12 protein-coding genes are annotated in these 12,895 nt (G+C 41.4%); 4 read left to right on the plus strand and 8 right to left on the minus strand.

What is annotated here, in order from left to right; translation table 11 throughout:
- Positions 1-13: 13 nt before the first annotated feature.
- The 4 genes from PSH48_RS05245 to PSH48_RS05260 form a co-directional block, all read right to left on the minus strand.
- Positions 14-1,192, minus strand: coding sequence for an MFS transporter (locus PSH48_RS05245; RefSeq protein WP_273608388.1), 1,179 nt, complete (start codon positions 1,190-1,192; stop codon positions 14-16).
- A complete protein-coding gene (locus PSH48_RS05250; protein WP_273611049.1) occupies positions 1,189-2,508 on the minus strand; it encodes a lysine N(6)-hydroxylase/L-ornithine N(5)-oxygenase family protein in 1,320 nt (439 codons plus the stop codon). The genes PSH48_RS05245 and PSH48_RS05250 overlap by 4 nt, the downstream gene beginning before the upstream one ends.
- Positions 2,508-4,046 (minus strand): pyridoxal phosphate-dependent decarboxylase family protein, encoded by a 1,539-nt coding sequence (locus tag PSH48_RS05255; RefSeq protein ID WP_273611050.1) that lies wholly within the window; start codon positions 4,044-4,046, stop codon positions 2,508-2,510. The genes PSH48_RS05250 and PSH48_RS05255 overlap by 1 nt, the downstream gene beginning before the upstream one ends.
- A 365-nt stretch (positions 4,047-4,411) precedes the next feature.
- Positions 4,412-5,089 carry a haloacid dehalogenase type II gene (locus tag PSH48_RS05260; RefSeq protein WP_273611051.1) on the minus strand — a complete coding sequence of 226 codons (678 nt, stop codon included), beginning with the start codon at positions 5,087-5,089 and terminating at the stop codon, positions 4,412-4,414.
- 150 nt (positions 5,090-5,239) lie between these two features.
- Between PSH48_RS05260 and PSH48_RS05265 the strand changes: the two genes are divergently transcribed.
- Positions 5,240-5,866, plus strand: a complete 627-nt coding sequence (locus PSH48_RS05265; RefSeq protein WP_273611052.1) for a DJ-1/PfpI family protein — start codon at positions 5,240-5,242, stop codon at positions 5,864-5,866.
- Between the two features lie 116 nt (positions 5,867-5,982).
- Here PSH48_RS05265 and PSH48_RS05270 read toward each other — a convergent pair whose 3' ends face one another.
- Both PSH48_RS05270 and PSH48_RS05275 read right to left on the minus strand, forming a co-directional pair.
- Positions 5,983-6,774 carry a DODA-type extradiol aromatic ring-opening family dioxygenase gene (locus tag PSH48_RS05270; protein ID WP_273611053.1) on the minus strand — a complete coding sequence of 264 codons (792 nt, stop codon included), beginning with the start codon at positions 6,772-6,774 and terminating at the stop codon, positions 5,983-5,985.
- Between the two features lie 187 nt (positions 6,775-6,961).
- A complete protein-coding gene (locus PSH48_RS05275) occupies positions 6,962-7,717 on the minus strand; it encodes an SDR family NAD(P)-dependent oxidoreductase (RefSeq protein ID WP_273611054.1) in 756 nt (251 codons plus the stop codon).
- A 298-nt stretch (positions 7,718-8,015) separates the two neighbouring features.
- On the opposite strand from PSH48_RS05275, the gene PSH48_RS05280 reads away from it, so the two are divergent.
- Together PSH48_RS05280 and PSH48_RS05285 are read left to right on the plus strand one after the other, a co-directional pair.
- Positions 8,016-8,921 carry a LysR family transcriptional regulator gene (locus PSH48_RS05280; RefSeq protein ID WP_273611055.1) on the plus strand — a complete coding sequence of 302 codons (906 nt, stop codon included), beginning with the start codon at positions 8,016-8,018 and terminating at the stop codon, positions 8,919-8,921.
- A 1-nt stretch (position 8,922) separates the two neighbouring features.
- Positions 8,923-9,870: a LysR family transcriptional regulator gene (locus PSH48_RS05285; RefSeq protein ID WP_054981994.1), complete on the plus strand. Its 948-nt coding sequence runs from the start codon at positions 8,923-8,925 to the stop codon at positions 9,868-9,870.
- Positions 9,871-9,934: 64 nt separating this feature from the next.
- Here the strand turns inward: PSH48_RS05285 and PSH48_RS05290 are convergent, their stop codons facing one another.
- Together PSH48_RS05290 and PSH48_RS05295 are read right to left on the minus strand one after the other, a co-directional pair.
- On the minus strand, positions 9,935-10,942 hold the full coding sequence (locus PSH48_RS05290) for a zinc-binding alcohol dehydrogenase family protein (protein WP_273611056.1): 1,008 nt from the start codon (positions 10,940-10,942) through the stop codon (positions 9,935-9,937).
- 205 nt (positions 10,943-11,147) lie between these two features.
- Entirely contained in the window at positions 11,148-12,032 is an 885-nt protein-coding gene (locus PSH48_RS05295) for a LysR family transcriptional regulator (protein WP_058550380.1), read from the minus strand.
- Between the two features lie 111 nt (positions 12,033-12,143).
- Between PSH48_RS05295 and PSH48_RS05300 the strand changes: the two genes are divergently transcribed.
- Complete coding sequence (locus tag PSH48_RS05300; RefSeq protein WP_273611057.1) at positions 12,144-12,869, plus strand: aspartate/glutamate racemase family protein; 726 nt, start codon at positions 12,144-12,146, stop codon at positions 12,867-12,869.
- Positions 12,870-12,895: the final 26 nt, after the last annotated feature.

Here is a 12,895-nt window from a genome sequence, read left to right on the forward strand (position 1 = left end):
ATCTTTTTAATTATTAAGTGGCTGTGTGTGCAGCTTGACCAACAAATTTAACGCGCCATAGCAAAATAGCGCCAAGGCTTGCAAAGCCAATGGCAGCAAAGTAAAAAGGCACGGTGGTATTAAAATATTCCACACTCATACCCACTAATAACGACGCTAAAATAACGCCAATATTTTGCGCAACATGCACTTTGGCAAAATCACTGCCGTAGTGAGCAGGCTCGCTTTTAGCAAATAGCATCACTTCTAATAAAACCATGACTTGAAACAGCGCTATACCGTATAAAACGCGAGAGCTGACAACTAACCACACCGACTCTTGCGCCTGTAAATAAAGCCCAATAGCGCCAAAAATAAGCGCGCACGAAAACGTACTGGTGCGGCTAAGCGTAGGAAAAGGTAAGTGCTGCCGAAAGTGGTTAAACAACAGCATAAGTAGGGCTGCAAAAGCAGGAATGGCGTACACAAGCGCACTTTGGAATGCACTGCTTTGTGCGCTCATTCCTTGCCAATGGGTAGTAAAAAACGGCCTAATTAAAAACGCACTAAAGTAAACAACCACGCTTATAAAGCAAAATTGCCAAATAAAATACGGTGTACGAGTACGTGGTTTTTCGCTTTCAATCGCTTGCTGATAAATACCTAACTTTAAGCTCACCATTAAATAGGCGCACAGCAGCACTTGTATAACATCGCCCGCAGCACTTAATAACAATGCATAACGCGGTGCATTTATACTAAAAAAGTACCCTCCCACTAACGCGCCGCCAATAGCACCAAAGTGCATAAGTACCGAAAACAAGCCAATAATAGAAAGATGCTTACTTTGCTGCTCTAAACGCAGTGCAAACGGGTAAATAAGCAGGTAACTGGCTTTAAGCACCAACATAAGCTGATAATAAAACCAAAATTCCCACACGTTAGTTGCAAAATAACAAAGTAAACCAAAGCAGGCGGCAATAACTTGCGTTACAAGCCAAAGAGCCAGCTCGTGGTATTTTTTGGCAACCTTTGCCCACAGGGGCAACGCGAGCATAACGGTAATACAACAGTTAGCTACAAACACGCCAATAAGTGTGGGGTTACTTACAGAAAATTCGCTGGCAAAAAATTGCGGATAAAACGGCAGTAATAAGGTGTCGCACACGACCGAAATAACCGTAAGCAAAATAAGCGTTAAACGTAAACTCATGCGGCGTTACTCTTTTGCTGTGAATGGGTTTCTACATCGCTTAAATCAAAACACTGAAAAGCAATTTTTTGCTCAACCTGATACGGCTCATAACCGAGTATTTCGCGCAAAATTATACTGTTGCGATAACACGCCATGCCTAAATCGGGGGTTACAAAACCATGGGTGTGCTGCTCTGCATTTTGTACAAATATACGTTTTTGGTCGGTGTCTACCGCATACTCGCGGCTAACTAAATAGCGGCCTTGTTCATCTTCTGGGAGTTGCTGTGCAATGGGGTTTAAAAAAGCAGGGCGCTTGTATTTAAAGCCTGTGGCACAAATTAAGTAATCGGTTTTTATTTCAAAGGCTTCATTTAGCTCTTGATGATAAAACTCTGTGACTAAGCGACCAGCACTTTTACGTGTATTAGTAAGCTTGCTGTTAGTTTTAAATGTGGTAGAAATGGGCCCATCTAGGCTTTGCGCGTAAAGGGTGTCAAAAATGTCATTAATTAAATCGCCATTAATGCCTTTAAATAAGTTTTTTTGATTTTGATTAAGCCAATCTCGTTGCTCGGTTTTTAAATTATAAAAGTAATCAACATACTCAGGAGAGGTCATCTCAAGGGTGAGTTTAGTGTATTCCAGCGGAAAATAACGCGGCGAACGCGCAATCCAATCTAGTTGCAAACCTTGTGGCACAGCTTGTTGTAATAAGGTGTGATAAATTTCAGCCGCACTTTGCCCAGCTCCTACAACCGTAACGCGTTTAGCTGCTTTTAGCTCATCAAGGCGGTGGCAAAAATCGCTACTGTGCAGTACGTTATTAGAATTACTTTGCACTGCGCAATCAGGAATGTATGGGGCAGGGCCAGTGCCAAGCACTAAGTGGCGCGTAACATAGTGTTGCTCCCCATTTGGGGTTTTACAGGTAACGGTATAGCACCCACTTTGCTGGCAAAATTCAACCTTAGTTACACTTTGCTCAAAGCTTACGTTGCTAAGCTGCGAGCACACCCACTGGCAATAGAGATTGTATTCTTTACGCAGTAAAAAAAAGCTCTCGCGAATATAAAATGGGTATAAGCGATTATTAAGCTTGGCATAATTTAAAAAACTGTACTTACTGGTAGGGTCTGCAAGAGTCACCAAGTCAGACATAAACGGCGTTTGCAAAGTAACACCTTCTAGCATCATGCCGGGGTGCCAATCAAATTGGCTACGCTGCTCTAAAAATAAGCTTTTCACGTCCTCTAGCGGCTCACTTAAACACGCTAACGACAAATTAAACGGGCCAAGGCCAATGGCTATAAAATCATAAGGTTGGTTACTCATTATTTTTGCTCCTTATACGTTTGCCACGCAATAGTGCTAATTTGTTCAAGCACGGCGCGCACATCGCTCAATTGGCACTGGGCATTAAGTAACGTAAATTTAAGGTAATGACGGCCGTTAATTTTGGTGCGCGCAATCATGGCTTCACCAGTATTTAAGAATGTTTGGCGTACGTGCAGGTTTAGGGTGTCGAGTAAATCGGGGTTATGTTTTAGCTCCTCTGGCGCAAAGCGAAATACCAATGCGCTGAGCTCTGGGTAATTTATAACTTCAAAATCTGGGTGGTCGTTAAGCACAATATGGGTTTGACGAGCAAGGCCAATTACTTTATCAAACGCTCGCCCAAGTGGCGCTTCGCCAATGGTGCGAAGTGTTAACCAAAGCTTTAGGGCATCAAAACGGCGTGTGGTTTGTAAGCTTTTATCAACTAAATTTGGCGTGCCATTGCCAGCCTCAGCAAGCGGGTTTAGATAGTCGGCGTAAAGGGTAATATGGCTAAAGTGGCGTTTGTCACTTAATAAAAAAGCACTGCAGCTAACCGGTTGCATAAACGATTTATGGTAATCAATGGTAATTGAATCTACTTGTTCTATGCCGTTTAAAGCACTTCGGTGATGCTCACTCACCAATAAACCACCGCCGTATGCGCCGTCAACATGGCACCAAAGCTGCTCTTTTTTAGCAAGTTTTGCTATGTCTTCAACAGGGTCAATTGAGCCAAAATCGGTTGTACCTGCGGTAATTACTACAGCGATAGGTAAATCGCCCTTAGCTTTAGAATCCGCAATTGCGTGGTTAAGTGCGTCCATATCCATTTGCATTTTATTGTTTGTAGCCACGGGCACTACCGCGTTATAACCAAGGCCCAATAATGCCGCTGCCTTTTGAATACTAAAATGCGCAACCTCAGAGCAATAAATACGAAAACGTGAGGCTACTTCAGGCAAGCCTTGCAGTTTTACTTCATGATTAGGTGCATAGCGGCTCACTGCAACTTCGCGAGCAACAAGCATGGCCATTAAGTTCGATTGCGTACCACCACTGGTAAAAACACCATCAGCAGTGCTAGGTAATTTTGCTTTTTCACAGCTCCAATCAATTAATTTTTGTTCAATAAGGGTCGCACCAGCGCTTTGATCCCAGGTGTCTACCGACGTATTGATTGCGCCAATGATGTGCTCTGCTACAACTGCAGGGTACGTAACGGGGCAATTTAAATGCGCCATATAACGCGGATGATGAAAATACACAGCGTGATCTAAATACACACTTTTAAGCTCGTTTAATACCGCCGGGAAATCAGCGAGAGGTTTGGCTAAATCTACATCATTTACAGTGGCGGCAAGCGTATTAACCGCCACGCCAGAAAACGGCTTTTGCGCTTTAGCCATAGCTTGTTGTACAGCCGAAAGCCCCTGCAACGACGCTATTTGGTAGTTAATAAACTGATCGAGATTAAATTGAGGAGGTAACCCGTTTTGCTCAAATAATGCTTTATTTTCGACAGGGCTGAGCTGCGCCGATTGTAATTGTGACATATTCGCTCCTTGGTTGTACTTGTATTGGGGTTGAGGATCTTAATGGTAACAATTTGCATTTACAATAATGATTAAGGGTTAGATATAGGTTTATTTTCACAATTAGGAGTGACTGATTAGTTATAAGGAATTACTTTTAAAACTAACAAAGTGTATAAAATGAGCTATGAGAAGGTGCCAAAATGCGTGCTAAATAATGACAGTTTGTAAAATAGTGCGATGGTTTAAATATAAGAGTTGAGAAATGGGGGGTAGCTAAAAGCTAACGTATTATAAGTGGGCAGTACCACTATAAGAAGTAAGCCCCCTTTACAACTCGGTTAAACCTTAAGTGCTAAAGAGGGATATAAAAGAAAAAATGCAGCTTAATTGATATCTTCAAGCTTATTTTTTAAATCCACTAGATCGGTGGCTACGGTGGTTGGCTGAATTTCCCACGGATCAAAAATAGAATCCTCAGAGCGTTTTATCCATGCTCCGCGCATACCATGTGAAATAGCGCCGGTAATATCAAACGGGTTACTCGAAATAAGCCAGGTGTTTGCGCCCGTTGAATTGGTCTCGCGTAAGAAATGGCTGTAAACACCTGGGTTTGGCTTAAATGTTTTCATATCGTCGGCACTTACTACACCTTCAAAAAGCTCACTAATACCTGCAGTTTCGAGCAATTTATTTACCGCATCAGCAGCGCCATTAGAAAATGCAAACAATCTGTAATTTTGCGCTTTAAGTTGCTCAAGGCCTTTTTTAACATCGTCAAAGGCCGGTAAAATTTTATACTGCTCAAGCAATTGCTGCTTCTGATCGTCACTAAGCTGCGTTTTGTGCGCTAAACACGCGTAATCGAGGGCATGTTTGGTACATAACGAAAACGGTATATAGTTTTGCATCAACCCACGCCTAAACGAATACTCTAATTGTTTTTCGCGCCATGTATTTGAAAATTTTTGCGCGGTATCGCCTATCATATCTTCAAGTAAAGACAGCACGCCGTGAGTGTTTATAAGCGTACCGTATACGTCAAATGCGAGTGTGGTTGCCATGTTTGCTCCCAATAAATTTAAGATACTTGTAAGTTAATCGTTTTGAGCTTAACTTACTTTGAACGATTGCTCAAATTAATATGATTTACAACACGATTGCAGCGCCTATTAATTAAAAACGATACAAATTAAAGGACTAAATAACATAGTATGAAAATATATTTTTTAATTTATGACAAAGTTGAAGAGCTGGATTTAGTTGGTTCTTGGGAACTAATAGGCCTGCTGGCAGAAAAGGGGCTATGTGAAAAACCCGAATTAATATCGCTAAATTCTATGACTCCCTCAGGTGAGCACGGCATGCGTTTTAGTGCCGATTATCATTTTACTGACCCAGTGCAGCCCGATGTATTATTTGTACCTGGCGGTAGTGGTGCACGTATAGCAATGGAAGACCTTGACGTTATTAATTATCTTAAAAAAACAGCTGAAAACTGCCACAGTGTTTTATCTATTTGCACTGGTATGTATTTAATGCAAAAAGCGGGGCTATTCAAGCATAAAAAAGTAACCACCCACTGGGCTTTTCTAGATCACCTTAAAAAAGATAACACTGTAACCGTAGTTGAAGAACGCTTTGTAAAAGATGGCAATATTTGGTCTTGTGCGGGTGTTTCAGCAGGTATGGATATGTGCCTTGCTTTTATTGCTGATTATTTTGGTGATGATGTTGCCTCCACCATACAGTTAGACGCAGAATACTATCCGTCACCAATTATTTATGGTGACGCGCATAAAAATAGCGCCACATCTAATTACATTAAAAAGCTGCGTTAAAGCCCACTTTATAACTTTATGTTGGGCTTTGCTGCTCTTAACCCAACATACGCTTTGTAAACCCCCATTACACTTTGATTAAAAAACCAAAGGCGCTTGCACCATGCTGATTAAAATTAATAAAACTTATAGGTATCAAGCGCTAAAATATCCATTTCAATATCACTAAAGAGTTTTTCAACTTGCTTGCCGCCTGCGCCCATAGCAGCAAAGAGTGGCAAAAAATGCTCTTGGGTAGGGTGGTTAAATAACACATGGGGTGCATCGGCTAAGTAATTTAAAAGTGCGGGTGTGTCTAGCGCTAAAAGCTTATATTCAACCCATTGGGTAAACGCTTTTACCATTTGTACACGGTTAGGTGTAGCAGGGGTTTTAAACACTTCTCGTAGGTTGTGGCTAATGCCGCCAGAGCCAATAATTAATATATTATCATCGCGAAGTGGGGCAAGTAACTGCCCATATTCATACATGGCTTTTGCGCCTAATTGAGTATTTATAGATACTTGTACAATAGGAATATTTGCCTGCGGGTACATTAAGCGCAGTGGTATCCATACTCCATGATCCCAGCCTTGGCGTCCATCAAGTATTGCTGTAATGCCTTTACTTTTAAATAGCGTTGCAATATTACCCGCAAGCTCAGGATGACCTGGTGCAGGGTATTTAATGTTATACATATGCGCAGGGAAATTGTAAAAGTCGTGAATGGTTTCAGGCGCTTGCCCTGCGGTTATTACAATATTATGAGCCGCTTCATCGTGGGCCATATCAAAGTGCGCCGAAAAAATAACAATAGCGCGTGGCGTGTTGAGTGACTTGCCAAGCGCTTTTAAAAAGTCGGACGTTGGCGATTGCTGTACGGCCATAATAGGTGAACCGTGAGAGATAAATAGTGCAGGTTGAGCCATGGTAATACCTAAGGGTTTTATTAATATACCCTTATTTTATTGGCTTTTATTTTGTTAATAAATAAAGCGCCCATTGAGATATTATAAATACAGTATTGTTAAACTGATTTTTATTTGCTCCCTCGTTAAAAAGCCGATGCGTAAACATCGGCTTTTAAATTAACACTAAATAAGCAATAAAGGCGTGTTAGTAGTTAATTGCGCCACCATCAACGTTAATACATTGTCCGGTCATAAAATCGCTGTCTTCACTGGCTAAAAAGCAAACAGGGCCAAGTAAGTCTTCAGGCTCCATTGCACGTTTTATTACTCGTGAGCCTAGTGTGCTATTTTTAGCTTTATCAAACTGTGCGTTATTTTTAACGCCTTCGCTTTCGGTTAAGCCAACTAATAGGCAATTAACTAAAATATTATCGTTAGCAAGCTCAGTGGCCAACGCACGTGTTTGCCCAACAACCGCGCCTTTAGATGCCACATAATGGCAAAACATAGGCGCACCACGTAAAAATGTACCCGATGCAATGTTAATGATTTTACCGCGACCTAATTTACGCATGCTAGGCAACACTGCTTTGGTACACTGAAAAGGCCCACGTGCATTTACGCGCATAACTAAATCCCATTCGTCTTCAGATATTTCCCAAAATGGTTTAAGCTCAAGCGCAGCAAATATAGCAGCATTGTTAACTAATATTTCAACCGGGCCAAATTCAGCTTCGGTTTGTTTTACCATGGCATCTAACGATTCACTATTCGTTACATCTACTTTGCAGCCTATTGCTTGGCCGCCAGCGGCAATAATTTCAGCTACAGCTGCGCTTGGGTCGGCTAAATCAGCAAGCACAACTTTAGCGCCTTGTTGAGCTAAACCTTTTGCATAAGCAGCGCCAATACCTTGTGCTGCACCAGTAACGATGGCTACTTTGTTGTTTAATCTTTTCATGGCTTTATCTCTTAGTCATTAATAAAAATATAAGCGTGCTTATTCACGTACAGCGATACTGCATTATTAATAAACCCGACTTGGCGTTAGAATGGATAAAAAGAAGCGTGATTGCTGCAGTAGCACGTATTAACTCCATTTTGTTGTAAATAAATAGTTATTTACGCAAAAAAATGTGTTTATAACGCTATAAAAACTCACTAACTGTGCAAAAATGCGATATGTGGACTTTAACTGTTTTTATAAACATAATTAATACGATCTTTATTTAAAAATTATAAACAAGGCATTGCTAATAATGGATAAGCTAACCACCATGAAGACTTTTGTAAGTGTTGTACAAGAGGGGTCTTTTTCTAAAGCTGCCGATAAGCTCGACATATCGCCGCAACTTGTGAGCAAGTATGTGTCTGCGCTAGAAGAGGGGCTTGCTACCCGATTACTGCACCGCACCACGCGCAAAGTAAGCACTACCGAGGCGGGAGATCACTATTTTACCCGCTGCTTACAGGTGCTAGACGATATAGACGACATGGAAAATTCGCTCGATAACCTAAACGAAAATGTCTCTGGTGTGCTCAGTATTAGTGCCCCTATGTCGTTTGGGGTAAAGCACTTAGCACCGCTATTGGTTGAGTTTCAAAAGCGTTATCCAAATTTAAAATTAGATCTAAACCTTACTGACCAGTTTGTTGATATTGTTGAGCAAGGTATTGATATAGCGCTGCGCATTGGGGTTTTAAAAAGCTCATCACTTATTGCTAAAAAAATAGCGCCTATTAGGTTAGCGGTGTTTGCCTCTCCTTCTTATTTAGCGCAGCACGGCACGCCTACTACCTTAGAAGAGCTGCAATCGCATAACTATTTACGCTACGCACACACCGAGCCTACCAAAAAGCTACGTGGAGCGAACGAGCTTAAAAACGAGTTAAAGCTTGAAAGTAACCTAGTTGCTAACAATGGCGACCTGCTACTCAATGCCGCTATAGCAGGTGGCGGTATTGCCATGCAGCCAACATTTATAGCTGGTGAGGCGATGGCACAGGGTAAAGTAGTACGTATATTAAAAGACTACGAGCCTGACCCAATAGGGCTTTATATGGTGTACGCAAACAGGCAGTTTTTACCCAGTAAAGTGCGCGCGTTTGTTGATTTTGCGAGCAATTATTACACCGATACACCTTATTGGGATTTAGGAGAGTGAGATGTCAATCACCAACCAATTAGCGTTATTTGTTGACGTAGTACAGCAAGGCTCATTTGCTAAAGCCGCGGCGCTGCACGATATGGACAACTCATCGCTTTCAAAGCAAATTAAAAAGCTAGAAAGCAGTTTAGGTATTCAGTTACTTAATCGCTCTACGCGCTCGTTTTCGCTTACCTCCGCAGGGGAGGAAATACTCCAGCAAGCGCATATTTTAATTGATACGCTCAGTGATATTCATAGCATTGCCGACTCCTACCAAGCAAAACCTAAAGGTATTTTGCGCATTACCTCGGGCATGTTTTTTGGGCAGCAGTATGTGCAGCCGGCCATTAATTTATTTATGCAAAAATACCCTGAGGTAAAAATAACCCTCATGCTTGATGATAAGCGCAACGATATTATTGCCGATCATTACGATTTAGCATTTAGAATTGGCAAATTGAATGACTCCAATCTAATGGCAAAAAAAATATCTGATATGCACTTTGCTTTGGTTGCCTCTAATGACTTTATTGCACGCCATGGTATGCCAAGCACACCCGAAGAACTTATCGCCTTACCTGCGGTGGTTTATGGCAATGGCGATGTAAGCCTAGATCAAATTAAATTAAGCACCCAGCCTCATGGTGATGAATACAAAACCCACAAAATGAAAGGCAACTATAAGGTAAGCGATGTACGCGCCATGCTTGATGCCACAAAAGCGGGTTTAGGGTATGTGATGCTAGATTTATTTAACCTAGAAAAACCCATAGACGAAATGGGGCTAGTGCCGCTATTAACTAATTATAAGCTCAGCGCATCGGGCACCGGTATTTATGCGCTGTATCCTCACCGTAAACAAACGCCACTAGTGAGCGAATTTATAAAAACTGTACAAGAGTATATTGGCAGCCCTGCATTTTGGGTAAAGCATATTCCTAATTACAATCAGTTATATAAATAATAGCCACAAAAAAGCCCCGTTAGGGGCTTGGGTATACTCAAAAAAAATATATTAGCTAAAGGCCTTAAAAGCCTTCTAACACCACTTTACCTTTAGCGGTTTGCGATTCAAGGTGCTGATGCACTTTGCGTAAATTGGCTGCGTTAATTTTACCTAAGTGCTCACCTACCGTGGTTTTAATTTGCCCTTGGTCAATCATAGTGGCTACGTTATTTAAAATAACGTGTTGCTCTTGCATGTCGTCGGTTTTAAATAACGAGCGAGTAAACATAAGCTCCCAATGTACCGACACGCTTTTGTTTTTAAATGGCACAATATTAAGTGTTTCAGGGTCATCAATAAGGGCAAATTGGCCTTGTGGCTTCACTACTTTTTCAATTTCAGGTAAGTGCTGCTCTGTATTGTTTAAGCTAACAACGTAATCCACTTCGCTTAATTTTTTAGCTGCAAACTCTTCACTTAACGGGTTACGGTGATTAACAATGGTATCGGCACCTAAATCTTCTAACCACGATATTGTTTCAGCACGAGAAGCACTGGCAATAATATTTAATTTAGTGCGCTGTTTTAATAGCTGCACCATTATTGAGCCCACACCACCGGCGGCACCAATAACTAAAATGCTTTTAGAATCATCGTTTTTAGCTACGTTTAAACGGTCAAACAATAATTCCCACGCAGTAATGCTGGTAAGCGGCAATGCTGCGGCTTCGCCATACGAAAGCGAACTTGGCATATGGCCAACAATACGCTCGTCAACTAACTGAAACTGCGCGTTACTGCCTGAGCGCGTAATGTCGCCTGCGTACCATACTTTGTCGCCTGGCTTAAAAAGCGATACGTTTTCGCCAACCGATTTAACAACCCCAGTTGCATCCCAACCAATTACTTTATACTCGCCCTCAGCTGCTGGCATTGCTTGGCGAATTTTAAAATCAACCGGATTAACCGATACCGCTTTAACTTCTACTAAAATATCGTGGCCGTGTGCTGTTGGCGTTTCAAGTTCAATGTCTTGTAATGATAATTCGTTTTCGATAGGTAAACTTTTTTGATATCCAATTGCTTTCATGGGAGTTGCCTCGTTAGCTAGTTAATACTCTGTGTTGATGACGCTATTTTGGCTTTATCAAGAGTATTAAAAAAGAGACAAAACACCCAATTATTATGGAAATAAAACTCCATAATAAAATAGGTAAATAATTAAAATTCCATTGCACATAGCTGTTATCGTTTTAAATTAGAAACGCCTCTTTAACTGTAACGGGGGTTTACAGTTAGCTTATATTTAGCTCAGTTAGTTTATTCCACACACTTTCGCCACCGGGGTGCAAAGCCGCATGGTATCTATACGCATAGTAAGTTATTGGCACGCAGTGGTGCTCACTCCCTACAACTACCAAGGTATTATTTTTAAGCTCGTTTGATATAACGTAGTCGGGCAGCCAGGCAATACCATTGCCCGCTACAGCGTGCACTTTTAAAAGCTCAGTCATGGATGAAACAAACACCTTTTTAAGCTTAGCGCCCGATATAATAGGCTCTAACTGCCGGCCCATGTAGGAGTCGAGGCTGTAGGCTAAATGCGGTATAGGCGCTGCGCTTTCTAGGTTATATAAGGCTTTGCCTTGCTCGTCACAGGCGCTAACAGGTAACAACTTAGCATTACCTATTTTTTGATGACTAAACGGCGGCAGTTTAAGGCGTTCGTTATCAAAGGCAATAAGTAAGTCGCATTCACCTTGCTCCAGCGCTTCGGTGGCTTTATCTACGTCTATAGCCTCTAAATTAAGTACAATGTCGCGCTCATCTTGCGTTTGAAAGTTAGCGAGTTGTAAGGTTAAAAAACTCGCTAAAGAATGTGCGGCCGCAACCTTTACAGAATAATTTTGCTGCACCGACAACTCCTCAAGCATGCTAACCGAGGTATTCATTTGGTTAACTAAATTACGCGCCGTTATATGAAATATTTTACCGCTTGGGGTAAGAGTAATAGGCAAGTTTTCTCGGTCGATTAAGGCTGCGCCAAGGGCATCTTCAAGGGCTTTTATACGCCGACTAAATGCAGGTTGCGTAATATGCCTAAGCTTTGCCGCTTGCGAAAAGCTTTTTGTGTGCGAGAGCGTTAAAAAATCTTCTAACCATTTACTTTCAATATTCATAGCGACCACTTAGTTATGCAATTTGTGCATGGGTGGTAAAATAATAGCATTATTCAAACTAAATAAAACACTATAAATTACGCCTATAAACTCAATAACCGGAATGCAATCATGCTTAGAACTCTTGGCGTATTAGGTGGAATGGGGCCTTTGGCTACCGCCTCATTTATGAATCAGGTAATTGCGCTATCGCCCGCTAAAAATGATCAAGAGCATATACCTATGTTTATAAGGAATATCCCGCAAATTCCTGACAGAACAAAATTTTTAATGGGTCTTGAAGATGAAAACCCATTTTTTGAGCTTAAAAAAGGCTTTAAAGAGCTAACAAGCTTAGGTGTAAGTTGTATTGTTATTCCGTGTAATACCGCGCATTACTGGTACGACGCGCTCACTAAAAATGCCGATGTACACACCATTAGCATTGTAAAAAGCGTTATAAAACAAGTAAAAGCCACGGGCAAACAAAAGGTTGGCATTTTAGCCACTACCGCTACGCTTAATATGGGCATTTACCAAAATGCGTTTAAGCATCACAATATTGATTTTGTTGAACCAAACACTCAGCAACAAGCAGCCATAATGGATGGCATAACCGCCGTAAAAGCGGGCGATTTAAATAAAGGTCGCCACTTGTTAAGCAAGGCATACGACTTAATGCTTGCTCAAGGTGCTGACTGCGTGTTGTTTGGCTGTACAGAAATACCGCTTGTGTTAAATGAACAAGCCAAACACTCGCCAGACACCTGCCTAGATACCATCGCTATTTTAGCGCAAGAGTGCGTTAATTGGGCATATGCAAACGCCCTTCAATCAACGCTTTCAAGTGTGGCATAGAAAATATCAGTTTAAACTAGAGCTAA

The organism is Pseudoalteromonas sp. Angola-4, from assembly GCF_028599265.1.
Lineage (GTDB): Bacteria > Pseudomonadota > Gammaproteobacteria > Enterobacterales > Alteromonadaceae > Pseudoalteromonas > Pseudoalteromonas atlantica.